Source organism: Roseateles sp. FW305-36 (assembly GCF_058787015.1).
This window is the reverse complement of record NZ_JBYSZK010000008.1, coordinates 204,942-231,684: the sequence shown is the minus strand read 5'-3', so window position 1 is coordinate 231,684 and position 26,743 is coordinate 204,942. Positions and strand designations below refer to the sequence as shown.

Below are 26,743 nucleotides of genomic sequence, written 5' to 3'. Positions count from 1 at the left end.
CTGGTTTTCCCTGATTTGCAATCGATTGCAATCGAGTCTCCAAAGATCCACAATCCGGCCATGCGCCAGTCCCCCTGGGAGAAGGCGCGGCGACAACGACAGGAGACAGCAATGCAATCGGCGCAGCCGGCAGACCGGGCCGTCCTCGTGCTTGGCGAGGCCTTGGTCGACGAGTTCAGGGACGGCGCCGTGCCGGGCGGCGCGCCCTTCAACGTGGCGCGGTCGCTGTCCTGGCTGGGCGCACCGGTGCGTTTCGTCAGCCGCATCGGTGCTGACGACGCCGCTGGCCGGCTGCTGCTGGACAGCGCCCGCCGCTACGGCCTGGACACGGCCGGCCTGCAACGCGACGCCAGCCACGCGACCGGTCGCGTCAGCGTGCATGAACAGGCCGACGGCGGCCACAGTTTCGAGATCCACGCCGACGCGGCCTGGGACCACATCGAAGCGCCGGGCGGGGTGCGCGAGGACGTCATCGTCTACTTCGGCACGCTGGCCCAGCGCAGCGCGACATCGCGGGCCAGCCTGCGGGCGGCGGTCAAGCAGGCGCGCGGCCTGGCCTTCCTCGACCTGAACCTGCGTCCGGGGCTGGAACTGCGGGAGCTGGCCGCCGAGTCGCTGATGCTGGCCGACTGGGTCAAGGTCAACGAGGACGAACTGGCCGTGCTGCTGGACTGGTTTGCCCCCGAGGGCATCGCGGCGCTGATGGGTCGCTTTGCGCTGCAGCGTCTGGTGCTGACGCGCGGCGCGGCCGGCTATGCACTGCTGGGCCCGACGGGTGACACGCTGGCGGCGGGCGAGGGCGCGGCCCTGCCGCGGCTGGTGGACACGGTCGGCGCCGGTGATGCCTTCACGGCCATGCTGCTGGCGGGCCTGGCGCTGCGGCGGCCGCTGGCCGTCACGCTGGGCCTGGCCAACCGCTACGCCGGGGCGATCTGCGGGCTGCGCGGGCCCCTGCCGGCCGATCCGGCCGCGCTGCAACCCTGGCGCGAGGCCTTGCAGGCCCTGCGCATCGAGCCCGAGGAGGCCCTGACATGAGCACCCCCTTCGTCGACAAGCCGCGCCTGTCGGTTGGCCAGATCGTCAACATGAATGTCGGCTTCCTCGGCATCCAGTTCAGCTTCGGCCTGCAGCAGGCCAGCATGAGCCCGATCTACCAGATGCTCGGCGCCGAGGGCAAGGACCTGCCCTATCTGTGGCTGGCCGGTCCCATCACGGGGCTGCTGGTGCAGCCCGTCATCGGCGCGATGAGCGACCGCACGACCCACCGCATGGGCCGGCGCACGCCTTACTTCCTGATCGGTGCGCTGCTCTGTTCCCTCGGCCTGCTGCTGATGCCCTTCAGCCCGACGCTGTGGTTCGCCGCCGGCCTGCTGTGGATCCTGGACGCCGCCAACAACGTGACGATGGAGCCCTACCGCGCCTACGTCAGCGACCGCCTGCGCGAGGAGCAGCATGCCAGCGGCTTCCTGACCCAGGCCTCCTTCACCGGCCTGGCCCAGACCCTGGCGTATCTGACGCCCAGCATCCTCGTCGGACTGGGCATGAACAAGGACGCCCTGGGCGCCAACGGCATTCCGGTGGTCACGACGCTGGCCTTCGTGGTCGGCGCGCTGCTGTCCTTCACGACGGTGTACTGGTCCATCCGCCGCGTGCCCGAGTTGCCGCTGCCGCCCGAGGAAGTGGCACGCCTGCGGGCGCTGCCGCGCGGCTTGGGGCCGGCGCTGGCCGAGATCTGGCAGGCGCTGCGCGAGATGCCGCCGACGATGCGCCGGCTGTGGTGGATGGCCCTGTTCCAGTGGTACGGCATGGTCTGCTACTGGATCTACATCGTGCCGACGCTGGCGGCCACCATCTTCGGCACCGACGACGCCAAGAGCGCCGGCTTTCGCGACGCGGCCCTGCTGAACGGCCAGGTCGGCGGCTTCTACAACGTCATTGCCTTCGTCGCCGCCTTCGCGATGGTGCCCTTCACCAAGCGCCTCGGCGCGAAATGGGTGCATGCCTTTGCCCTGGCCTGTGCGGCCGTCGGCATGTGGATGCTGCCCGGCATCCACGGGGCCGAGAACAAGGCCTGGCTCTTCCTGCCCATGGTGGGCATCGGCCTGGCCTGGGGTTCCATCATGGGCAACCCCTATGTGCTGCTGGCCGGCAGCATCCCGCCCGAGCGCGCCGGGGTCTACATGGGCATCTTCAACATGTTCATCGTGATCCCGATGCTCATCCAGTCCCTGACGCTGCCGCTGCTCTATGACGGCCTGCTCGGCGGCCGCCCCGAGAACGTCATCCGCCTGGCCGGCGTGCTGCTCGCCCTGGCCGCCCTGTGCGTGCTGCGCGTGAAAACTTCTGACTCCAACGCGAAATGAAGAACCAAGTCCAGCTCATCACCTATGTCGACCGCCTGGGTGGCCGTCGCGACGGCGCCGACCTGGCGCGGCTGAAGAACCTGCTCGGCCAGCCCGGCTCGCCGCTTGCGGGTGTGTTCGGCGGCGTGCACCTGCTGCCCTTCTTCCATGCCATCGATGGCGCGGATGCCGGCTTCGATCCCATCGACCACAGGCAAGTCGACCCGCGCCTGGGCGACTGGAGCGACATCAAGGCGCTGACCGAGGACCTGGACGTGATGGCCGACGTCATCGTCAACCACATGTCTGCTGAGTCGCCGCAGTTCCAGGACTACTCCGAGAAGGGTGAGGCGTCGGCCTATGCCGGCCTGTTCCTGACGCTGGATGCCGTCTTCCCCGAGGGCGCCGGCGAGCGCGACCTGCTGGCCGTCTACCGGCCGCGGCCCGGCCTGCCGCTGACCTATGCCACGCTGAAGCATGGTGAGCGCCGCATCCTGTGGACCACCTTCACGGCGGCGCAGATCGACATCGCCGTGCGGCATCCGCAGGGTCGTGCCTACCTCAGCAGCATCCTGAGCCGCTTTGCCGACAACGGCATCCGCATGGTTCGCCTCGACGCGGTCGGCTATGCCATCAAGAAGGCCGGCGCCAGCTGCTTCATGATGCCGGAGACCTTCGACTTCATCGCCGAGTTCGCCGGGGAGGCGAGGGCGCTGGGCATCGAGGTGCTGGTCGAGATCCATGCCTATCACCAGCGCCAGATCGAGATCGCCCGCCAGGTCGACTGGGTCTACGACTTCGCCCTGCCGCCGCTGGTGCTGCATGCCTTCAGCTTCGGCACCGCCACGGCGTTGAAGCGCTGGATCAACATCCGCCCGACCAATGCGCTGACCGTGCTCGACACCCACGACGGCATCGGCATCATCGATATCGGTGCCGATGCCGGCGACCGCATGGCCTACCCCGGCCTCGTGCCGCCCGAGGAACTGGACGCACTGGTCGACCGCATCCACGATGCCAACCAGGGCCAGAGCCGCAAGGCCACCGGGGCGGCGGCCAGCAACCTCGACCTCTACCAGGTCAACTGCAGCTTCTTCGACGCCATGGGTCGCGACGAGACCCGCTATCTGCTGGCCCGGGCCCTGCAGTTCTTCCTGCCCGGCGTGCCCCAGGTCTACTACGTCGGTCTGCTGGCCGGCCACAACGACATGGAGCTGCTGGCCCGCACCCAGGTCGGCCGCGACATCAATCGCCACTTCTACGGCGAGGACGAGATCGCCCGCGACTGCGAGCGCCCCGTCGTGCGACGTCTCATCGATCTGATCAAGCTGCGCAACCGCCACCCGGCCTTTGGCGGCAGCTTCCAACTGCTCGAGAGCGGCGCCGACGAACTGCGGCTGCGCTGGCAGCAGGGCGGCGACTGGGCGACCTTGTGCGTGAATTTCGTCACCGGGGCCCACGAGCTCAGCCACAGCGCCGAGGATGGCGGCGTCGAATGCTTCGCCTTCAGTTGAGCGTCAGCCTCGCGACCCACAATCACCGCAGTTCAACGACATCGGAGTGATGGTCATGTGGAAGATGGTGGTCGGCTTTGCCGTGTTTGCCGCGCTGGCGCTGTTCATCCTGATGAAGGGCGGCGGCAACATCGACATGGGGGGCGAGAAGCATGACGTGACGGCCGGCGCCCATGAGCCGGCGGCTTCTGCCGCATCGGCCGCCGTGGCTGCCGTCGACGCGCCCCCGGCGCCGGCTTCCGCCGCTTCTCAGTGAATCTGGGCTTCTGAGGCCGGCGTGGCGCGCTGAGGCGCCAGCAGCGGCAGCTTCATCAGCATCTGCGTGCCATGGCCGAGCGAGGAGCGCACCTCGATCTGGCCGCCCAGCACATTGGTGACGATGCTGTGCACGATGTGCATGCCCAGGCCCGAGCCGCCGGTGCCGAGCTTGGTCGTGAAGAAGGGGTCGAAGATGCGCCGCCGCACCGACTCGTCCATGCCGCGGCCATCGTCGGTCACGCTGAGCTCGACGTGCTGGTCGTCCAGCGCCGCGCAGTGGACCCGGACGCGCCCCTGCTCGGCGCCTTCGAAGCCGTGCAGCAGCGCGTTCATCAGCAGATTGGTCAACACCTGGCCCAGGGCGCCCGGATAGCTGTTCATGACCAGGCCGTGGCGCAGCTCGGTGTCGATGACGAAGGGCGTGTGCTTGAAGCTGGGCTCGACCATCACCATGACGTCCTCGACCACCTTGGCGAGGTCGAAATCGCGCCGCAGGTCGGCGGTCTGGTCGATGGCCACCTGCTTGAAGTCGCGCACCAGGTCGGCGGCCTTCTGCACATTGCGCTGCAGGATGTCCTGGCCGCGCCGCGTGTCGCGGGCCAGTTCCTCCAGCGTGCTGCGGCGCAGCTGCGTCGAACCCGACAGCATGGCCTCGAGCTGCTTGTAGCGGTCGTCGAGGGCCGACACGACGGTCAGCGCATTGCCCAGCGGCGTGTTCAGCTCGTGGGCGACGCCGGCCACCAGCCGGCCCAGTGAAGCCAGCTTTTCCGACTCGACCAGCTCGCGCTGGGCCTTCTGCAGCGTCTCGAGCGCTTCCGACAGCTCGGCATTGCTGGCCGTCAGCTCGGCCGTGCGCTGGGTCACCGTCTCTTCCAGATTCAGGTTGTGCTGGCGCAGGGCCTCGAAGGCCGACAGCAGGGCCTGGCGCATGCGCTCCATGGCCGCGCCCACGCGCGCGATCTCGTCGGCGCCTTCCACGCGCAGCGGCTGGTCCAGCCGGCCGGCCGCCAGGGCCTCGGCCGCACTGGTCAGGTCGGTCATGGGCCGCATCACGTAGCGCTGCAACACCCACAGCATCAGCACCAGGGACAGCGTCAGCGTCAGCACGCTGCGCCAGACCGTGCGCCAGACCTCGGCCTGCTTGGCCTGCAGCAGCGGGGCTGCGCTCATGCTGACCGTCAGCTTGGCGATCTCGCGGCCGTCGCGCTGGATGGGGCGGGTCTGACTCAGCACCAGGTCGGCATCGGGCTTGTCGCCGGCGCGCTGTTGCGACAGGAAGGGCGCCGAGGAAGCCGGCTCGACGACCTGCACGGACACGAAGCGTGGGTCGTCCATCTGGGCCTTGACCATGGGGTCGGCCAGGTCGGGCGACACCTGCCAGACCGGCTCGGCCAGCGACAGCGCCATCACCTCGGTGGCGCGCGACAGGTCGCGCTTGAGGTCTTCCATCGCCGTGGCGCGCGTTTTCTGCCCGTCGTAGAGCAGCACGGCCGTCGTCGGCAGCAGCAGGCCCAGCAGCAGGGCCAGCACGACGGCGAAGGTCAGGGAACTGCGCTGCCAGCCGAACGCGGGGGCAGGCGCGCGGGGCAGGGCGATGGGCGGCGGGGGCAGGGGGCTTTCCGGCATGGGCGCGTGCGGCCGGGTGGTCGCGGCGGCGGCCTGAGTGTAGGCCGGGCAAAAGCGGTGCAAATGCGCATTCGGACCCGGTGAGGGCCGGGTTTTTCCTGGGGGAGAGGGGCTGCTGGGGGGAGGGGGGCTGGCCGCACAATCCGCCGCCATAAACGCGCCCTAACGGCGCTTGTCCTGGAGAAAAACAGTGAAGCGTTGGGTTGGCCTGGCGGCCTTTTTCGCTGCCTGCATCGGAACATCGAACGTCGCTTTCGCGCAGCTGCGCATTGGCATGGTGGCCGGGTTTACCGGTCCCGTCGCCAGCGTGGTGCAGGAAAGCGCCGAGGGCGCGAAGCTCTATTTCGACTCGATCAATGCCCAGGGCGGCATCAAGGGTCAGAACATCGAGCTCGTCACGCAGGACGACAAATACGACAACGCGACCGCCGTCGCGGGTGCCAAGGCCTTGGCCAGCCAGGGCGTGCTGGCCCTGATGCTGAGCCGCGGCACCGGGACGACCGAGGCCATGCTGCCGGTGCTGAAGGAAAACAAGCTGCCGCTGCTGGCGCCTGCCACCGGCGCCGCCAGCCTGCGTGACCCCGTGCAGCCCTGGGTCTACCACCTGCGTGCCAGCTACCAGAAGGAAGCCGAGAAGGCGGTCAAGAACCTGGCCAGCATCGGCGTCAAGCGCATGACCATCGTGCAGGTCAACGATCCCTTCGGCAACGACGCCGGCAAGGGCGCCATCAAGGGCCTGGACGACATCAAGCTGCGGGCGCTGTCCAACCTGCGCTTCGACCGCAACAAGCCCGACCTGGCGCCGACCATGCAGGCCATCGCCAAGGCCGGCATCGAAGCCGTCGTGCTGATCGGCCCCGCCTACGCCGTCGTGGAAGGCGTGCAGGCGCTGCGCGCCGCCGGCTCGACGGCCCACGTGGCGACACTGTCCAACAACGCCTCGGCCGATTTCGTGAAGTCCCTGGGCAACGAAGGCCGTGGCGTCATCGTCACCCAGCTTTTCCCCTACGAGCGCTCGACCGCCAACCTGATGGTGCGGGAAGCGCTGCTGCTGGCCAAGTCCGCCGGCCGCAACGAGCTGACGCCGGCCCACATCGAGGGCTATGCCGCCGCCAAGCTCGTGGTCGAGGCGCTCAAGCGCTCACAGGGCAAGGAGATCACCCGCGAGAGCCTGGTCAAGGCGCTGGACGGTGCCCGCATCGACCTCGGCGGCCTGCAGGTGCACTACACCGACAAGGACCACAACGGCCTGGAATACACCGACGTGTCCATCATCGGCGAGGAAGGCAAGTTCAAGCGTTGAGCTTGGGGCGAAGCGCCTGCGACCGCGCGATGATGCGGGCCTGTTCAGGCCGCGCATGGCGGCCGGGGGAGCTGACATGGATCTGGGTTTGAAGGGCCATTGGGCCCTGGTCTGCGCGGCGAGCAAGGGCCTGGGGCGCGGTTGCGCCGAGGCCCTGGTGGCCGAGGGTGTCAACGTCGTCATCACGGCACGCGGCGAGGCCGACCTGCTGGCCACGGCCGAGGCGCTGCGGGCGCTGAATCCTGACGTCGAGGTGCGCGCCGTCGCCGGTGACATCGCCACCCCCGAAGGCCGCGCCGCGGCGCTGGCGGCCTGCCCGCGGGTCGACATCCTGATCAACAACGCCGGTGGTCCGCCGCCGGGCGACTTTCGCGACTGGGGTCGCGAGCAGTGGATCGCGGCGCTGGACGCCAACATGCTGGCTCCCATCGAGCTCATCAAGGCCACCGTCGACGGCATGGCCGCGCGCGGCTTCGGTCGCGTCGTCAACATCACCTCGGGCGCCGTCAAGGCGCCGATCGACGTGCTTGGCCTGTCCAACGGCGCGCGCTCGGGCCTGACCGGTTTCGTCGCCGGCCTGGCCCGCCAGCCCCGCCTGGCAGGTGCCAACGTGACCATCAACAACCTGCTGCCCGGCGCCTTCGACACCGATCGCCTGAAGAAGACCATGGCCGCCGGCGCGGCCAAGACCGGGCAGTCGGTGGATGAGGTCGCCGCCAGGCGCCGCGCCACCATCCCGGCCCAGCGCTTCGGCACGGCGGCCGAGTTCGGCGCCCTCTGCGCCATGCTGTGCAGCGCCCAGGCGGGCTATCTGACTGGCCAGAACATCCTGCTGGACGGCGGGAACTACCCGGGAAGCTTCTGATGAAGTGGCTCAAGCGAATCCTCATCGGCCTGCTGCTGCTCGTGCTGCTGCTCGGCCTCGCCCTGTGGCTGACGCTACGCAGCAGCCTCGCTCAACTCGACGGAGAGCGCGCCCTCGCCGCGCTGAGCGCGCCGGCCGAGCTGCAACGCGATGCGCGCGGCTACCTGACCATCACGGCCGAGAACCGCCTGGACGTGGCCCGGGCCCTGGGCTTCGTGCACGCCCAGGAGCGCTTCTTCCAGATGGACCTGATGCGCCGCAACGCCGCGGGTGAGCTGTCGGCCCTGGTCGGGGCCAAGGCCCTGCCGCTGGACAAGTCGCGCCGCCTGCACCGCTTCCGCCATCGCGCCGAGGTCGGCATCGCGGCCCTGCCAGCAGACGAACGGGCGCTGCTGGACGCTTATGTGAGCGGCGTCAATGCGGGCCTCCAGTCGCTGTCCGCCCGTCCGCCCGAATACCTGCTGCTGCGCCAGCAGCCCCAGCCCTGGGTGGCCGCCGACACGGTTCTCGTCGCCTACGGCATGTATCTCGACCTGCAGGGCTCGCAAGGCCGCGACGACGTTGCCACCGGCCTGCTGCACGACGCCGTGCCGGCCGACTGGTATGCCTTCCTGACCCAGCACAGCGCCGACTGGCAGGCCGCCATGGACGACAGCCGCATGACGGCCGTGCCGCTGCCGGCCAGCCCGCTGCCCGACGCCTTGCGCGCCGCCAAGACAGCCTGCAGCGACTGCAGCCTGCGCGATGCGCGCGACATCGGCAGCAACAACTTCGCCGTTGCCGCCGCCCATGGTGCCGCCGGGCGGGCCATCCTGGCGGACGACATGCATCTGGGCCTGCGCAGCCCCGGCACCTGGTTCAAGGCGCGCATGAAATGGAAGGACGGGGCCGGCAGCCATGACGTTGCCGGCGTGACCCTGCCGGGCGCGCCGCTGTTGGTCGTCGGCAGCAACGGCCATGTGGCCTGGGGTTTCACGAACACGACGTCCGACTGGGCCGATGTCGTCACCCTCAAGCTCAATGCGGCCGGTACCCACTACCTGGCTGGCGACGTCGAAAAGCCGCTGCAGAAGGCGGTCGAGCGCATCGAGGTCGCCGGCGAGCCCGCGGTCGACCATGTGGTGCTGGAAAGCGAATGGGGCCCCGTCATGCCCCAGAAAGCGCCGACGGGCCAGGCCTTCGTGCTGCGCTGGGTGGCCCACGACCCCGAAGGCATGAATCTGCGCCTGATGCATATGGAGGCGGCGACCAACGTCGACGAGGCCGTGCAGCTCGCGGCTGGTGCCGGCATGCCCGCCCAGAACCTGCTGGTGGCCGACGCCGGCGGGCGCATCGCCTGGACCGTCATCGGTGCCATGCCCAAGCGCGTCGGCAACGACGACATGGACCGTCCGCAGGACTGGAGCGACGGCCGTTCGCGCTGGCAGGGTTGGCTGACGGCGGCCGAGCAGCCGCGCATCGTCGACCCAGCCGACGGCCGGCTGTGGACGGCCAACTCGCGCATGGTGGGCGGCGAAGCCATGAAGCGCGTCGGCAACGGCGGTTGGGACCTCGGCGCCCGCGCGATGCAGATCCGCGATGGCCTGCGCGCCCAGGACAAGTTCGACGAGGCCGGCCTGCACGCCATCCAGCTCGACCACCGCGCACTCTTCCACCAGCACTGGCGCAAGCTGCTGCTCGACCAGGTGCTGACGCCCGATTTCGTTGCCGCCAACGGCCTGGCGGACTACCGAGCCGAAGTGGAGAAGAGTGCCGATGCGGCGCGGCCGGACGCGGTCGGCTATCTGCTGGTGCGTTCCTTCCGCCTGCAGGCCCTGAAGCACATCTTCGACCCGCTGGCCGGCCTGCTCGAAGCCCAGGGTGCCAAGCTCTCCGACCTCAAGATGGTGCCCGAGACGCCCGGCTGGGCGCTGATCCAGGCCGCCCGGCCCGACACCCTGCCGGCGGCCTTCAAGAGCTGGCCCGAGTTGCTGCAACGCGCGGTGCTGGACAGCCGCCAGGAACTGGTCGGCAAACACGGCAGCCTGGCCGCAGCCACCTGGGGGGCGGACAACACCACCAGCATGCGCCACCCCCTGAGCATGGCCGTGCCGGCCCTGTCCGGCTGGCTGGACCAGGCCTCGCAGGGCATGGCGGGCGACAGCCACATGCCGCGGGTGCACAACCACGGCCATGGCCAGAGCGAGCGCATGGTGGTCTCGCCCGGCCATGAGGAGAGCGGCATCCTCGTCATCCCCGGTGGTCAGAGCGGCCATCCGATGTCACCCTTCTACCGCGGCGACCACGCCGCCTGGCTGGCCGGCGAACCCTTGCCGTTCCTGCCCGGCGAGACGGCGCACCGCCTGGTGTTGCGCCCCTGATCCAGGCGACCCCGTTCCAGCGGAATGGGGACGCCGGCCAGGGCGCGTGCTGGGCACAATCCTGGCCATCCGACAACGACGACGCGAGGTTCATCATGAACAACAAGACTCTCAGCATGGCCGTGCTGGCCCTGGCCGCCGTGGCCGCCCAGGCCCAGGAGGCGGGCTCCAACGTCGAGAAGTGCCCCAAGAAGCTTGGCGTGCTGGCCGTGGCAGAGCCGCAGAACGGCTGGAACCACCTGTCGCACTACGGCCTGGGCTCGCCCGCGGCGCTGTTGCGCATGATGGTGCAGCAATCGGGCTGCTTCGACGTCGTCGAACGCGGCCAGGCCATGCAGAACATCCAGCAGGAGCGCAACCTGGCGGCGGCTGGCGAGATGCGCCAGGAATCCAATATCGGCAAGGGCCAGATGCAGGCCGCCGACTTCGTCATGACGCCCAATGTGTTGATCCCTGCCAGCAACACCGGCGGCGTCGGCGGCGCCTTGGGCGGCCTGCTCGGCGGCAAGCTGGGCGCCATCAGCTCCATCGCCGGTGGCCTGAAGTTCAAGGAAGCCACCACCAGCCTGCTGCTCGCCGACGTGCGCTCCAGCATCCAGGTCGCCGCCGCCGAAGGCAAGGCCACCAAGACCGACTTCTCCATCGGTGGCTGGGGCTATGGCGGCGGCCTGGTCGGCGCCGCGGGCGGCTACACCAGCACGCCCGAAGGCAAGCTGATCGCCGCCAGCCTGCTCGACAACTACAACAAGATCGTGCTGACCATCCGCGACCAGCAAAGCCTGATCCGCACCAGCAGCGCCGCGGGCGACGCCAATGCCGGCGCATCCACCCAGGCCGGCGCGCCCATCCCGGCGGGCCAGATGCTGATCGCCAAGATCTCCAATGTGAAGGCCTATGCCGCGCCGTCGCGCGACGCCAAGGTCGTCGCCACGCTGAACCGCAGCGACGAGCTGGTCGCCACCGGCGAGGTCAAGGACGGCTTCGTCAAGGTCGACGCCGCCAACTTCAGCGGCTGGGTGCAGCGCAGCCTGGTCTCGCCTTCGGGTCGCTGATGGCCAAGGTCGCCCTCGTCACCGGCGCCGGCTCCGGCATCGGCCGGGCCGTCGCCCGCGCCCTGGCCGCCGAGGGCTGGACACTGGCCCTGATGGGTCGCCGCGAGGAAACGCTGCGCGAGACCCTGGCCGACGCCCTGGTGCTGCCCACCGACGTCTGTGACGAAGCCCAGGTCGACGCCGCCTTTGCCAGGCTGCGCGAAAGCCATGGCCGGCTCGACCTGCTCTTCAACAACGCCGGCATCGGCGCGCCGCCCGTGCCCATCGACGAGCTGTCGGTGGCGCAATGGCGCGCCGTGGTCGACACCAACCTGACCGGCAGCTTCCTCTGCGCCCGCGCCGCCTTCGCGCTGATGAAGTCGCAGTCGCCGCGCGGTGGCCGCATCATCAACAACGGCTCCATCTCGGCCTATGCGCCGCGGCCCTTCTCGGCGCCCTACACGTCCACCAAGCACGCCATCACGGGCCTGACCAAGGCCCTGAGCCTCGATGGCCGGGCCTTCGACATCGCCTGCGGCCAGATCGACATCGGCAATGCCGCCACCGACATGACCGAGAAGATGACGCGCGGCGTGCCTCAGGCCAACGGCAGCATGGCCGTGGAGCCGCGCATGGACGTCGAGGACGTGGCGCGCGCCGTCGTCTACATGGCCGGCCTGCCGCTGTCGGCCAATGTGCAGAGCATGACGGTCATGGCGACGACCATGCCGTTTGTCGGGCGCGGTTGAGGCTGAGGGACCCTCAGGCGCGGCATGCGCCATGGGTGACCATCGTCACAGCCCGGCAATTTCGGCAGGGTTCAGAATAGACGCATGTCGCTGTTCCGTTCGCTTCTTCGCCTGCTGATCATTGCCGCCGGTGCCCTCATCGGCCTGGGCCTCTTCCTGATCGCCGTGCTGGGCTTCGTGGTCTTCCTGGTGTTCAGCCTGCTGACCGGCCGCAGGCCCAATCTGCAGTTCCGCGTCAACAAGAACCCCTGGGCCCAGCGTCGCGAACCGGCGGGCGATGTGGTGGACGTCGAAGTGCGGGAAGTGCATGACGCGACGCCGCTTCCGCCGCCGCGCCAGGGCTGAACTACTTCAGTTCCACCGGGCCGTACCAGGTGTGAGCGGATGAGCGGTTGTTGTCGCTGTCGGTCATGACCGCCATGGAGGTCAGCGCGCCCGGCGCTTCGCCGAAGGCCAGGCGGAAGTCATCGGCCAGGTTGCGGCGGTGGTCGCGCCAGCGGCGCAGTTCGGCCGGACCGGAGTCGACGACGATCTTGCGGATGCGGTCGCTGCGCGGGTTGATGACGACGGTGCCGACGGGCAGCTTGCTGTCCCAGACATACATCAGCGTCGCATAGGGCGGCGCCTCGCCGGTCAGGGCCTGGGCCAGCTCGAACTTCATGCGCGTGCGCAGCGGCAGTTTGTCGACGTCGCCGGCGAAGCCGAAGATGACGCGGGCGACGGCGTCCTCATGGTCGATGTCGGCCACGTTGGCGCCGGCGATGAGGCCCTGCGTCCACCAGGAAAAGCTGACCTCGCCGATGTTGACGAGGGCCGGGTCCAGGCGCTTGCGCCAGATGCTGGCCGAGCGCTCCGATGACGCTTCCAGGGCCTGGCGGCCGTCCTTCTCGGTCCAGTGATAGAGGGTCGGCTTCTTGCCCGGCAGGGCCAGCGCCTGCCAGCCTTCGGCGGCGGGCGGCGGGCTTACTGGAGCGGAGGCGCAGCCGGCCAGCAGGGCCAGGGCGCACAGGGCCAAAAATGTCGAGAAGGCGGTCTTCACCAGGTCTTGCGTTGCAGCTCTTCGAGGATCTCGCCGTAGATTCGGTATCGGCTCGCGCTGATCAAGCCCGCGTCGACCGCCGCGCGCACGCCGCAGCCGGGTTCGTGAATATGTGAACAGTTGGCGAAGCGGCAGTCGGCGTGCTCGCGCAGATCGGGCATGAAGCGCCAGAGGTCGGCGGCGGCGATCTGGCGCAGGCCGAACTCCTGGAAGCCGGGCGAGTCGATCAGCGCCGTCGTGCGGGTCTCGTCGGTCCAGTACCATTGCGTGGTGGTCGTCGTGTGGCGGCCGGAGTTCAGGGCCTGGGAGATCTCGCCGACCTGGGCCTGGGCATCCTTCACCAGCAGATTGATCAGCGTGCTCTTGCCCGTGCCGCTGGGGCCGAGCACGAAGCTGCGCTGATCCGCCAGCCACGGGTCCAGCGTCGCGCGCGAACCCTCGCGGTCGGCCTTCAGCGCCACCTCGAACATCTTCAGGCCCATGGCGCGGTAGGGCGCCAGGCGCTCGCGGGCCGAATCGGTGCCGGGCAGATCGGTCTTGTTCAGCGCGATGGCCATGCGGATGCCGGCGGACTCGGCAGCGATCAGCGAGCGCGCGAGCTGGCTCTCGCTGAAGACGGGCTCGACGGCCACCAGCACCAGCAGCTGGTCGAGGTTGGCGGCAAAGCTCTTGGTCTTCCACTCGTCCTGGCGGAACAGCAGATTGCGCCGCGGCTCGACGGCCTCGATGACGCCTTCGTCGCCGGTTTCGGCAAAGCGCACCTGGTCGCCGACGACGGCGTCGCTCTTCTTGCCGCGCGGGTGGCAGACGAGGCGCTTGCCGTCAGCGTCCTCGACGATGTAGTGGCGGCCATGGCCGCGCACGACAAGTCCCAGGTCCAGCGCCTGGAATTTGCTCATGCAGCGGACGCTTCGGACAGGGCGCTCACTTGTGCTGCGCAGATGGCGTCGTTCAGCGTCAGCCCGCCACGCGAATGCGTCGAGAAGCTGACGGTGCAGGCGTCATAGCCGACCAGCATCTCGGGATGGTGGTCCTGGGCATGCGCGATCTCGGCGACCGCGTCGACGAAGGCCATGGTCTGATAGAAGTTCGCGAAGCCGAAGCGGCGGCCTATGACCTTGTTCTCGGCGTCGGCTTGCCAGCCGGGCAGGGCAGCCAGCACGCGGCCGCGCGTGTCGGCGTCCATCAGCGGGGCCTTGGGGTCACATTGGGCGAGCAGCAGATCGTTCATGAGGCGAGCGCTGCGAGCCGTTCGGCAGCGGGTGGGTGGGAGTAGTAGAAGCGGGCGTAGACCGGGTCGGGCGTCAGCGTGCCGGCATTGTCCTCGTGCAGTTTCAGCAAGGCCGATGACAGATCGACACCACTGGCCTGGGCGCGGGCATAGGCGTCGGCCTGGAACTCGTCGCGGCGCGAGAAATGGCTGGCCAGCGGCGTGACGAAGAAGCCGAACACCGGGCCGGCCAGCAGGAAGAGGATCAGCGCCAGCGCGTCATTGGGCGCGCCGAGATTGGGCTGTGCGCCCAGGCCCAGGTAGAAGGCCGGTTGCTGCATCAGCCAGCCGAGCAGGGCGAAGCCGGCCAGGCTCATGGCGAACATCAGGGCGATGCGCTTGGTGATGTGCCTGTGCTTGAAATGGCCCAGCTCATGGGCCAGCACGGCCTCCACCTCGCCGCCGTCGAGCTTGTTCAGCAGGGTGTCGAAGAAGACGACGCGCTTGGCCGGGCCGAAGCCGCTGAAATACGCATTGCCGTGGGCCGAGCGGCGGCTGCCGTCCATGACGAAGAGCCCTTTGGCGGCGAAGCCGCAGCGCGTCATCAGCCGCTCGACGCGCTCCTTCAGCGCCACGTCGGTCAGCGGCTCGAACTTGTTGAACAGCGGCGCGATGACGGTCGGGTAGATGACCATGACCAGCAGGTTGAAGCCCATCCAGGCGCCCCAGGCCCACAGCCACCATCGCGGGCCCATGGCACCCATCAGCCACAGGATCAGCGCGACGATGGGCAGGCCCAGCAGGGCGCCTACACCCAAGCCCTTGGCCATGTCGACGAAGAAGAGCTTCAGCGTCGTGCGGTTGAAGCCGAAGGCCTGCTCGATCTTGAAGGTCGACCACAGCTCCCAGGGCAGGTCCAGCAGGGAGCCGATCAGCACGAAGACGGCCATCAGGCCGAGCTGGTAGCCCATGGGCTGCCAGGCCTCGGGCAGGGCGGCGCTGGCGGACAGCACCCAGGTGTTCAGCGCACCCAGGCCGCCCAGCAGCGTCCAGCCCAGCAGAACGGCGGCATTGAAGGCCAGGGCCAGCAGGCCGAAGCGGCTGCGGGCGACGGTGTAGTCGGCTGCCTTCTGGTGGGCGGCCAGCGTGACGCTGGCTTCGAAGGCCGCCGGCACCTGGCCGCGGTGGGCGGCGACATGGCGGATCTGGCGCGACGACAGCCAGAACTTGACGAGCGTCGAGGCCGCCAGGGCGACCGCAAACGCGAGGGACAACAGCAGGGGAGACATTCACAAATTTTAGGCTGCGAGAATTCACCATCCCCCGAGTGAGCCCACCATGTCCGACACCCTTGCCCCCAGCGACAACAACCTGATCTGGATCGACCTCGAGATGACGGGTCTGTATCCCGACACCGACCGCATCATCGAGATCGCCGTCGTCGTCACCGATGCCAATCTCGAGAACCGCGTCGAAGGCCCGGTCTTTGCCGTGCACCAGACCGACGAGACCCTGGACAAGATGGATGCCTGGAACAAGGGTACCCACGGCAGGAGCGGCCTCATCGACCGCGTCAAGGCCTCGACCATCAGCGAGGCCGAGGCCTCGGCCCAGACCATCGCCTTCCTGAAGCAATACATCGGCAAGGGCAAGAGCCCGATGTGCGGCAACAGCATCTGCCAGGACCGCCGTTTCCTCGCCAACTACATGCCGGAGCTGGAGAGCTTCTTTCACTACCGCAACCTCGACGTGTCCACGCTGAAGGAACTGGCCAAGCGCTGGAAGCCCGCCGCGCTGGAAGGCTTCAAGAAGGCCCAGGCCCACACCGCCCTGGCCGACATCCACGAGTCCATCGACGAACTCGTCCACTACCGCACCCACTTCCTGAACCTGGCATGAAGGCGCTGCTGCTTCTCGCCCTGCTGCTGGTCAGCGCCAGCCAGGCCGCCGAACCGGCAGCCAGCGCACCCCGCCTGGTGCAGAAGATCGTGCGCAGTGCCGACACGCGGCGCGACTGGGAGCTGTCCTACACGCTGGTCGACCACAAGCTCAGCCTGCGCTGCGTGAAGTCCATGACCGGCCGCTGCGGCGTGCGCGTCGTGGATGCCCCGCGCGCCGAAGCGGCCGAGGCGGACCTGCATGTCGAGTGGATAGGCGTGCCGGCCGGCAGCACGGTGGATCGTGTGTTCAAGGGCCAGGCCTATGGGCTGTGCTTCAGGCCCGACGTGGGCGACGACAAGGCCTGCGAGCCGCTGTCCGCGCTGACGGCTTTCTGAACCGGCGCCGCGTGCTGCACGCCGCCTTCGACTTTCCCCGCCATCCGCTGGCTCGCGAGGACGGCGAGCGCGTGCGTGGCTGCTGGAGCAATCCGCCGGCGCGCTGGCTGAGGGCAGGGCGGCTGGACGAGGTCCGGGCCGTCATCGCCCAGGCCGAAACCGCCGCGCGGGCGGGCGCCTGGGTGCTGGGTGGCTTGCGCTACGAGGCGGCCGCCGCCTTCGACAAGGCCCTGGCCACCCATGCGGCCGCCGCGCCGCTGGCCGAGTTCGCCGTCTACGACACCGCGCCCGATCCCTGGCCCGAGCTGCCGCCGGCCTACACCGGCCTGCTGGGCTGGCAGGACACCGAGCCCGACGCGACGGCCGCCATCGAGCGTATCCGCGACTACATCCGCGCGGGCGACTGCTACCAGATCAACCTCACGACGCGGCTGCGCGCCACCGCCGCGGCGCTTGATGCCGAGCAGGTCTTCCTCGCCCTGCATGCCAGCCAGCCCGGCGGATTCAGCCTTTTCCTGCGCGAGGCCGGCGCGGCCAGCGTGTCGCCGGAACTCTTCTTCGACTGGCGCCCCGTGCCCGGCGCCAAGGCCAGCTGGCTGCTGGCCGCCCAGCCCATGAAGGGCACGGCGCCGCGGGGGCGTGACCGTGTCGACGACGAGGCCGCTCAACAGCATCTGCGCACCAGCGAGAAGGAGCGCGCCGAGAACCTGATGATCGTGGACCTGCTGCGCAACGACCTCAGCCGCGTCGCCCAGCTCGGTACGGTCCGTGTGCCGCGGCTGTTCGAGCTGCATGCGCTGCCGACGGTCTGGCAGATGACGTCCACCGTCACGGTGGTCAGCCGCAGCGGCCTGGCGCTGGCCGATGCCTTTGCCGCGCTCTTCCCCTGCGGTTCGGTGACCGGCGCCCCCAAGATCCGCGCCATGCAGATCATTCGCGAGCTGGAGTCGACCGCGCGTGGCTGGTATTGCGGCGCTCTGGGGCTGATCCAGCCCGGCGGTGTCGCCACCTTCAATGTGCCCATCCGCACCGTCGAGTTCAGCCAGGGACGGCTGGGCTGCGGCATCGGCAGCGCCATCACGCTGGACAGCGAACCCGCCGCCGAGATCGCCGAGTGGCGGGCCAAGTCGCGCTTTCTCGCGCGGGCCGAGGCGCCGGTCGAAGCGCTGGAGACGCTGCGGCTGGAGGAGGGCGTCGCCCTGCGCGGCGAAGCCCATCTGGCCCGCATGCAGCGCACGGCGCGTCACTTCGGCCTGCGCTTCTCACTCGCTGAAGCGCGAGCTCATTTGAAGGCCGTTGCGGCGGCGCAGCCGGCCGGCCGCTGGCGGCTGCGCCTGACCTGCGATGCCGAGGGCCGTCTTACCCACACGCTGGCCCCCTTCGCGCCCACACCCGAGCCCGTTCGCCTGGCGCTGGCCGATCACGCGATGCCGACGCTGGGCCCTCGCGCCGAATATCTGGCCCACAAGACCACGCGCCGCGAGCTCTATGCCTTCGACAAGCCCGCTGAGGCCTTCGACCTCATCCTGTGGAACGAGTCCGGCGAGCTGACCGAATGCAGCTTCGGCAACCTGGCCCTGCAGATTGACGGCCAATGGTTGACACCGCCACTGGCCGCCGGCCTGCTGCCCGGCGTGCTGCGCGCCGAACTGCTGGCCCAGGGGCGCATCAAGGAAGTCCGGCTGACCCGCGAAGACCTGGGACGCGCCGAAGGCCTGGCCTTCTTCAACAGTCTGCGGGGCTGGCTGCCCGCCCGGTTGATGTAGCGCGGCGAGCGTGCGCTATCGCACACCCCCGGCTCTGGGGAGGGTTGGGTAAAAACCCTTATCCATGCTACAGTCGCAGCTTCGCCTGGGGTCCGCTCCAGGTGTTCCACGTCTCCTCTGACCTCGTTTGATCATTCGCATCAAACTCCGAACACGGATCGGTCGGCGGCGATGAAGCCGTCGCTTTGACTGACTGTTCCCCCGCGCCGCACCCGGGCTGCTGTAACAAGCCCGAGCCGCACGACGCGAGCTGATCTATCTCCCAGCGACTTATGTGATTCCGAAGGGCCTTGTGATGCCCCTCGGCGCCGCGCGTTTGCCTGTGCGGTGTGAATGAACGAAAGAACGAAGTAATGAGTTTCGAGACCCTGGGCCTGAGCCCCGCCGTGCTGCAAGCCGTCAAGGATTCCGGCTACGAGAACGCCACCGACGTGCAGGCCCAAGCCATTCCCATGGCCATCGCGAACAAGGACCTGATGGTCTCCTCGCGCACCGGCTCGGGCAAGACCGCCGCCTTCATCCTGCCGGCGCTGGAAAAGATCCTGGCCGCCCGCGGCGACAACACCAAGCGCCGTGAAAAGGGCGTCATCTACGGCCCGCGCGTCCTCGTGCTGGCCCCCACCCGCGAACTGGCCATGCAGGTCAGCAAGGCCGCCCAGACCTATGGCCGCCACATCCCCGGCCTGAAGGTCGCGACGGTGCTGGGCGGCATGCCCTATCCGCTGCAGATCCGCCAGCTGACCGGCCCCCTGGACATCCTGATCGCCACACCCGGCCGCCTGCTGGACCACCTGGCCAGCGGCAAGTGCGTGCTGAACAACGTCGAGATGCTCGTCCTGGACGAAGCCGACCGCATGCTGGACATGGGCTTCATCGACGACATCAACGTCGTGACCAGCCACACGCCCGACACCAAGCAGACGGTGATGTTCAGCGCCACCTTCGCCGGCCATGTCGGCCGCCTGGCCCAGCAACTCCTGAAGGACCCGCAGCGCATCGAGGTCGCGTCGCACACCGACACGCACGAGAACATCGAGCAGCGCCTGCACTGGGCCGACAACCCCCACCACAAGGACCAGCTGCTGGAAGCCATCCTGGCCCAGCCCGAGCTGGATCAGGCCGTCGTCTTCACCAGCACCCAGCGCGACGCCGACTGGTTGGCCGAGCGCCTGGCCGAGATCGGCCACGCTGTCGCCCCGCTGCACGGTGCCATGCCCCAGGGCAAGCGCAACCGCGTGCTGATGGGCCTGCGCCGTGGTGACCTGAAGGTGCTGGTCGCCACCGACGTCGCCGCCCGCGGCATCGACGTGCCCACCATCAGCCACGTCATCAACTACGGCCTGCCGATGAAGGCCGAGGACTATGTGCACCGCATCGGCCGCACCGGCCGCGCCGGCCGCCAGGGCCTGGCCATCACGCTGGGCCTGCGCGACGACGTGTCCATGATCCGCCGCATCCAGCAGTTCACGACGCAGACGATTCCGGTCCAGCACATCGCCGGTCTCGAGCCCAAGACGCAAGAGCCGCGCATCTTCCCGCCGCGTCCGGCCGGTTCCTTCGACGACCGTGGCCCGCGTGGCAATTTCGGTGGTGGCCGTCCCGGCTTCGGCAACAAGCCTTTCCGTCGTGAAGAGGGCGGCCGCCCCTTCCATGGCGGCGGCAAGCCTTTCGGCCACGGCCACCATGGCCAGGACCGCGGCTTTGCGCCCCGTGACGACCGTGGCTTCGCGCCGCGTGGTGACCAGCGTGGCTTTGCGCCGCGTGGCGACGATCGTGGCTTCCAGCAGCGCGACGAGCGCGGCTTCCAACCGCGTGAAGACCGCGGCTTTGCGCCCCGTGAAGACCGTGGTTTCCAACCGCGTGAAGAGCGCAGCTTCCAGCCGCGCGAAGATCGTGGTTTCGCACCGCGCGGCGAGCAGCGCTCCTTCCAGCCGGGCGGCAAGCCCAGCTTCGGCGCCAAGCCGGCCTTCGGCGACCGCCGTCCGCCGAGCGGCCCGCGCAAGGGTGGCTTCGGCCGCTGATGCTTTGGCGGCAACCGCCGCCCGGCGATGATGAGGGCCCGCTTGCGGGCCCTTTTTCTTTGCAATGAGTTCCAGCGACCGACAGACCGGCACCCTCGTCCAATGGGACGACGCCAAGGGCTATGGCTTCATCGCGCCCGACGGCGGCGCGGCCCGCCTCTTCGTGCATATCAAGGCCTTCGCCGCGCGTGCGCAGCGGCCGGTCGTGGGCGAGCGTCTTAGCTTCGAGCCCGGCCGCGATGCCCAGGGCAAGCCGCGGGCGCTGGCCGTGCGGGCCCTCATGGCGCCACCGCCGCCCGCACCGCAGAAAGACCGCGGCCGCGTGTTGCTGCTGGTGCCCGCCTTCGCCGGCCTGGTGCTGGCCTGCCACCTGGTCTGGGGCCTGCCCAACTGGCTGTGGGGCGTCTACACCGGGATGAGCATGGCGACCTTCATCGTCTACGCGCTGGACAAGCGTGCCGCCCGGCGCGGCGACTGGCGAGTGGGCGAGAACACGCTGCACGGCCTGTCCCTGGCCTGCGGCTGGCCGGGCGCCTTGCTGGCCCAGCAGCTGCTGCGCCACAAGAACGTCAAGCCGGCCTTCCGGCGCGTCTACTGGCTGACGGTGGTCGTCAACGTCGCGGCCTTCGTCGCCCTCTTCACGCCGCTGCTGAAAAACTGAACTTGCCCAGGCCCTCGATGGCCAGGCTGCCGCGGGCCGGGCCGCTCAAGGCGTGCAGGCCGCCCCAGGCACCCGTCGTCACGACGGTGCCTGCAGCGACCTTGGCGCCGTTTCGCATCGCATGCTGGAGCCAGGCCGGCAGCACGCCCGCCGGGTTGGCCAGCGAGTGGCCGCCGCGGCGGACGATATCGGGCTGGCCCTCGAGCTTCAGCCGCCATTCGAGCTGGGCCCAGTCGAGCGCGCGATAGGGCTGCCAGGGGCCGAGCAGCAGGCCAGAGTTTGATTGGTGATCGGCCATGCGCAGCAGGGCCGGCGCGTCCAGCCCTTCTTCCCAGCGCGAGGCGACCAGTTCGACGGCGATGCACATGGCTTCGGGGGCGCCGTTCGCATCGACTCGCAGCGCCACTTCTGCCTCGACGCCCAACAGCGCCTTGCCCGCGGTCGGGTTCACCGGTGAATGGCTGAACGGCCCCTGCGGGCCGGCGCCACCGGACTTCCAGCGGTCGAAGCGCCAGCCCAGGGCCTGGGCGACGCCGTCCTGCACGGCATAGGCGTCGGCCTCATCGCGCACTGCGTCCAGCCAGTCGGCGGCCGTCAGGCGGGTGCCGTTGCGGTGGCAGGCGGCGAGGGCTTCGATCAGCTGGGTTTTCATGCCCGCAGTGTCGCGGACGCCGCGAGCCGAATCACGCAGCCGCTTGACGAATCGCGGCCACTTCGGCGGGCGACAGGCCCAGCGACTTCAGGAAGGCCTGGTGCTGTTCAGGCGCCGTCGCCTCGAAACCGGCGTGCCAGCGGCGCATGTCGTCGTCGCTGAAGCCGGCCTGGCGCAGCAGGGCGACCCAGTCGGCCTTGCCGCGGGCGCGGCGCAGCGCGTGGAACTCGGGCATGGCGAGCAGGCGGGCCAGCTCCTGCTGCTGCTCGCGCAGGCGCTGAACCTCGTCGCTGAGGGCCAGCAGGCGCTGCTCCAGCAAGGCGGCCGGGCCGTCGACCTGAGGCCGCGACAGCAGCTGCTGGATGGCCTCGAGCGACAGTCCGGCTTCGCGGTAGCGGCGAATGAGCTGCAACTGCCGCACCTCGGGCTCGCCATAGAGCCGATAGCCCGCGTCGCTGCGTGCCAGAGGGACCAGCAGCCCCAGCGCCTCGTAGTGCAGCAGGGAGGAACGCGCCAGGCCGGTGGTGCGGGCCAGGCGACCGAGGGTCAGCGGCGGGCTCATGCGGGCAGGGGCAGAAGGTCAGGTTGGACGAAGCGAAGTCGCGCCTCGGGGCTGGCCAGCAGTGTCGGCGAATAGTGGCGGGCCAGCAGGCTGCGCGCGTCGGTCAGCAGGGCGGCGTTGCGCTGCTGGAAACCAGTCCAATCCAGGTCCGGCTCGGCCGCGCCGCCTTTGACCATCAGCCGCAGCAGGGCCTCGGTCACCGTGCGATGGAACTTGCCGTCAGCACCGTGATGGGCGGCGAAGTGGGCGATGTCCTCGCAGGTCTGGGCGATGGCCGCATCCAGCGGCGCACGCCGCAGATGCAGCCAGGCCAGCCGCAGGTGTTGCCGATGATCGAAGTCGACCGCAGGCAGGGTGCGGCGAGTGATGCTTGCCAGAAAAGTGTCGTCGTCGGGTTCGAGGTTGCTCATGGCTTGTCTACGCGGGAAAAGCCATGAGCTTCAGGGTGACGGCAGCCGTCAGGTCAAGCGCAGCCGGAGTGAGGACTCGACGCGGGATGGCGTGTCCCCGGAAGTCGTCTCAAAACCCCCGCTCGGGGCGGGGCGCGTCGGTAGCCTTGAGGAGGCGCGCTGGCGCCGGCAGGCGAATACTGGGTGCCGTTGGCAGCCGGGAGGGCACGGATGACGACTTTGGCTCGATGGATTCCCGCCGGCATTCGGCTTTGCACGGATGCGTTGCGGCGAAGCGCCTGGCATTGGTTGGGCGGGATCTTGGCAAGCGTCGCCATGCTGTTGCCGGTGCCCGCGCTGGCCGCGTTGGTGGCGGTCGGGCCCGATGCCAGCTTCGTGCCGCGCAGCTTGAGCGGCGTCTCCCCGACGGCGCCGATCGCCGAGCTCGGCAACGGCAGCCTGGCATTCAACGGCGGGCTGGTGTACGACGCCGGCAGCGCCCGGCTGTTCGGTATCGCCAACGACTCGGCCGGCAACTCCCAGCTCTACAGCTTCACCGCCGCCGGCGGCGGGCTGACCGTGGTGGGCGGCGGCCTGGGTCAGGGCTTCTACGGCGGCCTGGCCGAGGATCCGTCGACGGGCCAGCTCTATGCCATCGCCGACGACACCTTCGGCGGTGCCACGCTGTATGCCATCTCTTCGGCTGGCGTCGCGACGTCGCTCGGGACCATCGGCAGCGGCTTCTACGGCGGCTTGGCCTGGGCCGGCAAAAAGCTCTACGCCGTGGCGGGCGATTCGTTCGGCGTGCAGCGCGACGTCTATGCCATCGACCCCCTCGCCGCCACGGCGTCGCTGCTGCTGTCGCTCGGCGATGGCAGCCTGGGCTTCAACGGCGGCCTGGCCTACGACGGCGTGAGCGACCTGTTCTATGTGATCGGCAACGACGGCTTCGGCACCTCGACGCTGTTCTCGTTCACGGCCGGCGGCGCCGGCACCGACCTCACGGCGCTCGGCGGCCCCTTCGGCCAGGGCTTCATGAATGCGGGCCTCGCCATCGTTCCGGGTGGCGTCGTCACGCAACCCTTGCCCGAGCCCGCGACACCGGCCTTGGCCGTGCTTGCCCTGGGACTCGTCTGCCTGCGCCGGGCCAAGCGGCGCGCCAACTCCATTTGAAGAGGAGAAGCCATGTCCGCTGCCCAAGCCTTCTTGGCGAGGTTATCGCTGCTGCTGTTGGCCGCCTGCGCCGGCCCTGCCGCTGCCCAGTATTCGACGCCGATGCGCGACGTCGACAACCCCGACCGCGCGCCCTACCAAGAGAGCGTGTCCTTCACGCTGGACCCGCCCTTCGTGAATGGCTTCGGGAACTTCCCGACGCCGACCGGCAAGCGCTACGTGATCGAGTATGTGTCGATTTCCTGCACCAGCACGGCAGGCGGCGACAGCTTTCCTCAGGCCTTTCTCGGCGTGCGCAAGATTCTGTCGGCCTCGTCGACGAGCGGTGTGTCGCTGGCGCTCACGCCGCTGGCGTTCCGTGGGCCGTCGCCGTTCGGCGGCAACGTCTACCAGGGCGCGACGCAACTGAAGGCCTACAGCGACTGGGATCCATTCACCGCCGGGGGCGGGACGGCGATTTCGCTGAACGTGTTCCACACGGCGGCGAGCGTGGGGGCTTCCTGCTTCGCCACGATCACCGGCCATACGATCGTTCCCTGAAGCGGGGCCGGCATGAACGCGAACCCTCTTCCGCGAAGCCACCCGCCGCCAGCCTGGCGATTGTGGGCGGCCTGTCTGGCAGGCGTGCTGGCCTGCGGCGCCGCATGGGCGCAGCAGGTGGCCACACTGCCGGGTAGCGCCGGCCCGCTGGACGCGCCGCGGTCGCCCGCGGCGCCGGTGCGGCCGGTCCAACTGCCCCAAGGCGGCCTGATGCTGGAGCGAACCGACGTGGTGTTGCCCGTGCCCGGCATGCCGGCGCCGGCCGCCAGCGCGCCGGTAGCGAAGTCCAGCCTTGCCAGTGCGACGGGTCTAGCGCCAGCCAGTGCCATCACGCCGCCCAGGAGTGCGCCCGTGCCGGCGGAGCGGCTGGCCCAGCGTGCCGGCGTCGGCGGGAACGTCGTCCTCGTGCGCACCGACGAGTTGCCGCCCGCAGGCGCGGCGTCGGCCCCGCGGCGGCGGGTGGTCACCCTGCCGTCGGGCGAGCTGCCGATCTCGCCGGAGCCGGATGTGCTCTACCGCCTGCCCGAGCGCTAGCGCGCTCAGCCGAACCGGAAGCTCGACGCCGTCACGCCACCCAGGAATTCTGTCTCGTGATAGTTGCAGGTGGCCGCGTCGCCCTCGGCCGCACCTGCAGCCACCATCAGCGGCAGCAGATGCTCCTCGCGCGGATGCGCCAGCCGGGCGGCCGGTGCCTGGGCCCAGGCCTGCAGGCGCTCGTCACGCCCGTTCGGCGAAGGCAGGGCGTCCTGCAGCCAGGCGTCGAAGGCGACGGAGGGCTGGCGGCCGGCCTCCCCGTAGAGGCGCAGATTGTGGAAGCTGAAGCCGCTGCCGAGGATGAGGACGCCCTCGTCGCGCAGCGGTGCCAGCGCCCGGCCCAGGGCCAGGTGCTCGGCCGGGTCCAGGCCGCGCTTGAGCGACAGCTGCACGACGGGGATGTCGGCATCCGGATACATCGGCGCCAGCGTGCAGAAGGCGCCGTGGTCGAAGCCGCGCTTGTCGTCCCTGGCGGTGGGCAGACCGGCCGCCTGGATCAGCGCCACGACGCGTTCCGCCAGCACCGGGTCACCCTTGGCCGGGTAGACCACCTGGTAGGTGTGGGCCGGGAAGCCGCCGTAGTCGTAGAGCATGCCCGGCGCGGGCGAGGTCATGACCGTGAAGGCCGATTCCTCCCAGTGCGCCGACAGCATCAGGATGGCTTTGGGCTTGGCCGGCAGCGTGGCCGGCAGGGCTTGCAGCGAGGCTTCCAGCTGGGCGTGGGCGCGGCGGTAGTCGCCGTCCATATACGGCCAGGGGCCGCCGCCGTGGGACAGGAAGAAGGTGGGCAGGCGATGGTTTTGCATGTCCACAAGACTAGGCCCGCTGGCGCGGGCCTGGTTTCAGCCGGCTTGACGCCGGCATTCGCAAAACTCGAACGCAGCTCAGAACGAGCGGCGACGGCGGCCAGCGGCCAGGGCCGCCACGCCGGCCAGGCTCAGCAGGGCCAGGCTGGCCGGCTCGGGCAGGCGGTTGCCGGGACCGACGATGGAGGTGTCGTTGGCCAGTTGCCAGTTCAGGATGTCGTGGTTCTCGATGCCGGAGCCGGTGGCGGCCGTGAAGCCGACGAAGGCGTCGTTGGTGCCCAGGGCGCCGGCGATGTCGATGCTGAAGTCGGTGATGAGCTGGATCAGCGCGGAACCCGATTCCTGCACGCTGACATTGAGCTTCTGTGTCGTGCCGTCGTAGTTGACGAAGGCCGACCAGATCTTGCCATTGCTCATGCAGCCGGCCGCCAGGTGGTTGCCGAGGTGGCAGTTGCTGTTGCCGTAGGGCGATGCCGTCACCAGGCTGGCCAGCGAGCCGTTGACGTCCACGGCGACATGGTTGCTGCCGCCGACCTCGCCGTTGTCATAGGTGTCGAATTCGACGGCAACGCTGTTGGCGACACCCTGGTAGCCCAGGCCTCCGCCCGCGCCACCCAGGCCCGATGAGGCCTTGGACAGCACGAAGGTGAAGCCGTCCGCCGGGTCGATGCCGCCGGCCTGGTCCATGCGGAACTGGAAGCTGGTGCTGAAGGTCGCGCCGGCGCCCAGGCTGATGGCCGTCTTGCTGAAACCGGCGCCGGCCGTGTTGAAGCTGGAGGGCGTGAGCCGCAGATCACCCGCGTTGACGGCGGTCGAGCCCACGCAGGTCAGCGTGCTGCCGCAGGCGCCGGTGAAGTTGGCGTAGTCGATGACCAGGGCGGCCTGGGCCTGGGGCGCCAGGGCTGCGAGAGCGAGAGCGGCGGCGGCGGCGAACAGCGTGCGACGGGTCATTGCTTGGCTCCTCCGTATGAATGGAGTCAGCTATGCAAATCCAGTGCCAAGGCCGTCCGTTCATGGGGGATGAGCCCGCTCGCGACGTTCCAGCGCCCGTGGCTGTCAAAGCGCC

At 69.3% G+C, this 26,743-nt stretch carries 28 protein-coding genes; 18 read left to right on the top strand and 10 right to left on the bottom strand.

Annotated elements, in window-relative coordinates:
- Window positions 1–111 precede the first annotated feature (111 nt).
- Genes AC3WOE_RS16850 through AC3WOE_RS16835 form a run of 4 tightly spaced genes read left to right on the top strand, consistent with a single transcriptional unit; the run spans window position 112 to window position 4,112 of the window.
- Window positions 112–1,035, top strand: coding sequence for a carbohydrate kinase family protein (locus AC3WOE_RS16850; protein WP_492692011.1), 924 nt, complete (start codon window positions 112–114; stop codon window positions 1,033–1,035).
- The gene (locus AC3WOE_RS16845) at window positions 1,032–2,363 is read left to right on the top strand and encodes an MFS transporter (RefSeq protein WP_492692010.1); all 1,332 of its coding nucleotides are present in this window, start codon (window positions 1,032–1,034) and stop codon (window positions 2,361–2,363) included. The genes AC3WOE_RS16850 and AC3WOE_RS16845 overlap by 4 nt, the downstream gene beginning before the upstream one ends.
- Window positions 2,360–3,856 (top strand): sucrose phosphorylase, encoded by a 1,497-nt coding sequence (gtfA, locus tag AC3WOE_RS16840; protein ID WP_492692008.1) that lies wholly within the window; start codon window positions 2,360–2,362, stop codon window positions 3,854–3,856. Before AC3WOE_RS16845 ends, gtfA begins: the two co-directional genes overlap by 4 nt.
- A gap of 55 nt (window positions 3,857–3,911) precedes the next feature.
- Window positions 3,912–4,112, top strand: a complete 201-nt coding sequence (locus tag AC3WOE_RS16835; RefSeq protein ID WP_492692007.1) for a hypothetical protein — start codon at window positions 3,912–3,914, stop codon at window positions 4,110–4,112.
- Here AC3WOE_RS16835 and AC3WOE_RS16830 read toward each other — a convergent pair.
- Window positions 4,106–5,740 carry a sensor histidine kinase gene (locus AC3WOE_RS16830; RefSeq protein WP_492692005.1) on the bottom strand — a complete coding sequence of 545 codons (1,635 nt, stop codon included), beginning with the start codon at window positions 5,738–5,740 and terminating at the stop codon, window positions 4,106–4,108. The genes AC3WOE_RS16835 and AC3WOE_RS16830 overlap by 7 nt on opposite strands.
- Before the next feature lie 190 nt (window positions 5,741–5,930).
- Between AC3WOE_RS16830 and AC3WOE_RS16825 the strand changes: the two genes are divergently transcribed.
- From AC3WOE_RS16825 to AC3WOE_RS16800, 6 genes are all read left to right on the top strand, one after another.
- Window positions 5,931–7,043, top strand: coding sequence for an ABC transporter substrate-binding protein (locus AC3WOE_RS16825; protein ID WP_492692003.1), 1,113 nt, complete (start codon window positions 5,931–5,933; stop codon window positions 7,041–7,043).
- 76 nt (window positions 7,044–7,119) lie between these two features.
- Entirely contained in the window at window positions 7,120–7,908 is a 789-nt protein-coding gene (locus AC3WOE_RS16820) for an SDR family oxidoreductase (protein WP_492692001.1), read from the top strand.
- Complete coding sequence (locus tag AC3WOE_RS16815; protein ID WP_492691999.1) at window positions 7,908–10,268, top strand: penicillin acylase family protein; 2,361 nt, start codon at window positions 7,908–7,910, stop codon at window positions 10,266–10,268. The genes AC3WOE_RS16820 and AC3WOE_RS16815 overlap by 1 nt, the downstream gene beginning before the upstream one ends.
- Before the next feature lie 95 nt (window positions 10,269–10,363).
- Window positions 10,364–11,320: a CsgG/HfaB family protein gene (locus AC3WOE_RS16810; protein WP_492691998.1), complete on the top strand. Its 957-nt coding sequence runs from the start codon at window positions 10,364–10,366 to the stop codon at window positions 11,318–11,320.
- Window positions 11,320–12,048 (top strand): SDR family oxidoreductase, encoded by a 729-nt coding sequence (locus tag AC3WOE_RS16805; protein ID WP_492691996.1) that lies wholly within the window; start codon window positions 11,320–11,322, stop codon window positions 12,046–12,048. Before AC3WOE_RS16810 ends, AC3WOE_RS16805 begins: the two co-directional genes overlap by 1 nt.
- A gap of 84 nt (window positions 12,049–12,132) precedes the next feature.
- Window positions 12,133–12,393 (top strand): hypothetical protein, encoded by a 261-nt coding sequence (locus AC3WOE_RS16800; RefSeq protein ID WP_492691995.1) that lies wholly within the window; start codon window positions 12,133–12,135, stop codon window positions 12,391–12,393.
- 1 nt (window position 12,394) lies between these two features.
- On the opposite strand, the gene AC3WOE_RS16795 is transcribed toward AC3WOE_RS16800, so the two are convergent.
- Genes AC3WOE_RS16795 through AC3WOE_RS16780 form a run of 4 tightly spaced genes read right to left on the bottom strand, consistent with a single transcriptional unit; the run spans window position 12,395 to window position 15,586 of the window.
- Entirely contained in the window at window positions 12,395–13,087 is a 693-nt protein-coding gene (locus AC3WOE_RS16795; RefSeq protein WP_492691993.1) for a DUF3047 domain-containing protein, read from the bottom strand.
- Window positions 13,084–13,986, bottom strand: a complete 903-nt coding sequence (rsgA, locus tag AC3WOE_RS16790) for a ribosome small subunit-dependent GTPase A (RefSeq protein ID WP_492691991.1) — start codon at window positions 13,984–13,986, stop codon at window positions 13,084–13,086. The genes AC3WOE_RS16795 and rsgA overlap by 4 nt, the downstream gene beginning before the upstream one ends.
- A complete protein-coding gene (locus AC3WOE_RS16785; protein ID WP_492691990.1) occupies window positions 13,983–14,318 on the bottom strand; it encodes a 4a-hydroxytetrahydrobiopterin dehydratase in 336 nt (111 codons plus the stop codon). The genes rsgA and AC3WOE_RS16785 overlap by 4 nt, the downstream gene beginning before the upstream one ends.
- Window positions 14,315–15,586 (bottom strand): M48 family metallopeptidase, encoded by a 1,272-nt coding sequence (locus AC3WOE_RS16780; RefSeq protein WP_492691988.1) that lies wholly within the window; start codon window positions 15,584–15,586, stop codon window positions 14,315–14,317. The genes AC3WOE_RS16785 and AC3WOE_RS16780 overlap by 4 nt, the downstream gene beginning before the upstream one ends.
- Window positions 15,587–15,635: 49 nt before the next feature.
- Between AC3WOE_RS16780 and orn the strand changes: the two genes are divergently transcribed.
- The 5 genes from orn (at window position 15,636) to AC3WOE_RS16755 (ending at window position 21,021) form a co-directional block, all read left to right on the top strand.
- Entirely contained in the window at window positions 15,636–16,196 is a 561-nt protein-coding gene (gene orn / locus AC3WOE_RS16775; protein WP_492691987.1) for an oligoribonuclease, read from the top strand.
- Window positions 16,193–16,573 carry a hypothetical protein gene (locus tag AC3WOE_RS16770; protein WP_492691985.1) on the top strand — a complete coding sequence of 127 codons (381 nt, stop codon included), beginning with the start codon at window positions 16,193–16,195 and terminating at the stop codon, window positions 16,571–16,573. The genes orn and AC3WOE_RS16770 overlap by 4 nt, the downstream gene beginning before the upstream one ends.
- Window positions 16,574–16,584: 11 nt before the next feature.
- The gene (locus tag AC3WOE_RS16765; protein WP_492691983.1) at window positions 16,585–18,339 is read left to right on the top strand and encodes a chorismate-binding protein; all 1,755 of its coding nucleotides are present in this window, start codon (window positions 16,585–16,587) and stop codon (window positions 18,337–18,339) included.
- A 353-nt stretch (window positions 18,340–18,692) separates the two neighbouring features.
- Complete coding sequence (locus tag AC3WOE_RS16760) at window positions 18,693–20,360, top strand: DEAD/DEAH box helicase (RefSeq protein WP_492691981.1); 1,668 nt, start codon at window positions 18,693–18,695, stop codon at window positions 20,358–20,360.
- Window positions 20,361–20,424: 64 nt separating this feature from the next.
- Window positions 20,425–21,021: a DUF1294 domain-containing protein gene (locus AC3WOE_RS16755; protein ID WP_492691979.1), complete on the top strand. Its 597-nt coding sequence runs from the start codon at window positions 20,425–20,427 to the stop codon at window positions 21,019–21,021.
- Here AC3WOE_RS16755 and AC3WOE_RS16750 read toward each other — a convergent pair.
- From AC3WOE_RS16750 to AC3WOE_RS16740, 3 genes are read right to left on the bottom strand one after another with little or no spacing between them, the layout of a single operon-like run.
- Window positions 20,999–21,673: a 2-keto-4-pentenoate hydratase gene (locus AC3WOE_RS16750; protein ID WP_492691977.1), complete on the bottom strand. Its 675-nt coding sequence runs from the start codon at window positions 21,671–21,673 to the stop codon at window positions 20,999–21,001. The two genes, AC3WOE_RS16755 and AC3WOE_RS16750, sit on opposite strands and share 23 nt — an antisense overlap.
- 31 nt (window positions 21,674–21,704) lie before the next feature.
- Entirely contained in the window at window positions 21,705–22,235 is a 531-nt protein-coding gene (locus AC3WOE_RS16745; protein ID WP_492691975.1) for a MerR family transcriptional regulator, read from the bottom strand.
- Window positions 22,232–22,645: a hypothetical protein gene (locus AC3WOE_RS16740; protein ID WP_492691974.1), complete on the bottom strand. Its 414-nt coding sequence runs from the start codon at window positions 22,643–22,645 to the stop codon at window positions 22,232–22,234. The genes AC3WOE_RS16745 and AC3WOE_RS16740 overlap by 4 nt, the downstream gene beginning before the upstream one ends.
- A gap of 300 nt (window positions 22,646–22,945) precedes the next feature.
- Between AC3WOE_RS16740 and AC3WOE_RS16735 the strand changes: the two genes are divergently transcribed.
- From AC3WOE_RS16735 to AC3WOE_RS16725, 3 genes are all read left to right on the top strand, one after another.
- A complete protein-coding gene (locus AC3WOE_RS16735) occupies window positions 22,946–23,797 on the top strand; it encodes a hypothetical protein (protein ID WP_492691973.1) in 852 nt (283 codons plus the stop codon).
- Between the two features lie 12 nt (window positions 23,798–23,809).
- A complete protein-coding gene (locus tag AC3WOE_RS16730; protein ID WP_492691972.1) occupies window positions 23,810–24,337 on the top strand; it encodes a hypothetical protein in 528 nt (175 codons plus the stop codon).
- Window positions 24,338–24,454: 117 nt separating this feature from the next.
- On the top strand, window positions 24,455–24,871 hold the full coding sequence (locus tag AC3WOE_RS16725; RefSeq protein ID WP_492691971.1) for a hypothetical protein: 417 nt from the start codon (window positions 24,455–24,457) through the stop codon (window positions 24,869–24,871).
- 5 nt (window positions 24,872–24,876) lie between these two features.
- Here AC3WOE_RS16725 and AC3WOE_RS16720 read toward each other — a convergent pair whose 3' ends face one another.
- Window positions 24,877–25,677 carry a DODA-type extradiol aromatic ring-opening family dioxygenase gene (locus AC3WOE_RS16720; protein ID WP_492691969.1) on the bottom strand — a complete coding sequence of 267 codons (801 nt, stop codon included), beginning with the start codon at window positions 25,675–25,677 and terminating at the stop codon, window positions 24,877–24,879.
- Window positions 25,678–25,755: 78 nt separating this feature from the next.
- Window positions 25,756–26,628 carry an L-type lectin-domain containing protein gene (locus AC3WOE_RS16715; RefSeq protein ID WP_492691967.1) on the bottom strand — a complete coding sequence of 291 codons (873 nt, stop codon included), beginning with the start codon at window positions 26,626–26,628 and terminating at the stop codon, window positions 25,756–25,758.
- Window positions 26,629–26,743: the final 115 nt, after the last annotated feature.

Excerpts from the sequence above, each read along its gene's own strand:
- AC3WOE_RS16800 (WP_492691995.1), top strand. The coding sequence starts at position 12,133 with ATGTCGCTGTTCCGTTCGCTTCTTCGCCTGCTGATCATTGCCGCCGGT.
- AC3WOE_RS16845 (WP_492692010.1), top strand. The coding sequence starts at position 1,032 with ATGAGCACCCCCTTCGTCGACAAGCCGCGCCTGTCGGTTGGCCAGATC.
- AC3WOE_RS16750 (WP_492691977.1), bottom strand. The coding sequence starts at position 21,673 with ATGAAAACCCAGCTGATCGAAGCCCTCGCCGCCTGCCACCGCAACGGC.
- AC3WOE_RS16780 (WP_492691988.1), bottom strand. The coding sequence starts at position 15,586 with ATGTCTCCCCTGCTGTTGTCCCTCGCGTTTGCGGTCGCCCTGGCGGCC.
- AC3WOE_RS16830 (WP_492692005.1), bottom strand. The coding sequence starts at position 5,740 with ATGCCGGAAAGCCCCCTGCCCCCGCCGCCCATCGCCCTGCCCCGCGCG.
- AC3WOE_RS16730 (WP_492691972.1), top strand. The coding sequence starts at position 23,810 with ATGTCCGCTGCCCAAGCCTTCTTGGCGAGGTTATCGCTGCTGCTGTTG.
- AC3WOE_RS16785 (WP_492691990.1), bottom strand. The coding sequence starts at position 14,318 with ATGAACGATCTGCTGCTCGCCCAATGTGACCCCAAGGCCCCGCTGATG.
- AC3WOE_RS16720 (WP_492691969.1), bottom strand. The coding sequence starts at position 25,677 with ATGCAAAACCATCGCCTGCCCACCTTCTTCCTGTCCCACGGCGGCGGC.
- AC3WOE_RS16835 (WP_492692007.1), top strand. The coding sequence starts at position 3,912 with ATGTGGAAGATGGTGGTCGGCTTTGCCGTGTTTGCCGCGCTGGCGCTG.
- AC3WOE_RS16745 (WP_492691975.1), bottom strand. The coding sequence starts at position 22,235 with ATGAGCCCGCCGCTGACCCTCGGTCGCCTGGCCCGCACCACCGGCCTG.
- AC3WOE_RS16810 (WP_492691998.1), top strand. The coding sequence starts at position 10,364 with ATGAACAACAAGACTCTCAGCATGGCCGTGCTGGCCCTGGCCGCCGTG.
- AC3WOE_RS16805 (WP_492691996.1), top strand. The coding sequence starts at position 11,320 with ATGGCCAAGGTCGCCCTCGTCACCGGCGCCGGCTCCGGCATCGGCCGG.
- rsgA (WP_492691991.1), bottom strand. The coding sequence starts at position 13,986 with ATGAGCAAATTCCAGGCGCTGGACCTGGGACTTGTCGTGCGCGGCCAT.
- AC3WOE_RS16715 (WP_492691967.1), bottom strand. The coding sequence starts at position 26,628 with ATGACCCGTCGCACGCTGTTCGCCGCCGCCGCCGCTCTCGCTCTCGCA.
- gtfA (WP_492692008.1), top strand. The coding sequence starts at position 2,360 with ATGAAGAACCAAGTCCAGCTCATCACCTATGTCGACCGCCTGGGTGGC.
- orn (WP_492691987.1), top strand. The coding sequence starts at position 15,636 with ATGTCCGACACCCTTGCCCCCAGCGACAACAACCTGATCTGGATCGAC.
- AC3WOE_RS16770 (WP_492691985.1), top strand. The coding sequence starts at position 16,193 with ATGAAGGCGCTGCTGCTTCTCGCCCTGCTGCTGGTCAGCGCCAGCCAG.
- AC3WOE_RS16740 (WP_492691974.1), bottom strand. The coding sequence starts at position 22,645 with ATGAGCAACCTCGAACCCGACGACGACACTTTTCTGGCAAGCATCACT.
- AC3WOE_RS16815 (WP_492691999.1), top strand. The coding sequence starts at position 7,908 with ATGAAGTGGCTCAAGCGAATCCTCATCGGCCTGCTGCTGCTCGTGCTG.
- AC3WOE_RS16820 (WP_492692001.1), top strand. The coding sequence starts at position 7,120 with ATGGATCTGGGTTTGAAGGGCCATTGGGCCCTGGTCTGCGCGGCGAGC.
- AC3WOE_RS16850 (WP_492692011.1), top strand. The coding sequence starts at position 112 with ATGCAATCGGCGCAGCCGGCAGACCGGGCCGTCCTCGTGCTTGGCGAG.
- AC3WOE_RS16760 (WP_492691981.1), top strand. The coding sequence starts at position 18,693 with ATGAGTTTCGAGACCCTGGGCCTGAGCCCCGCCGTGCTGCAAGCCGTC.
- AC3WOE_RS16755 (WP_492691979.1), top strand. The coding sequence starts at position 20,425 with ATGAGTTCCAGCGACCGACAGACCGGCACCCTCGTCCAATGGGACGAC.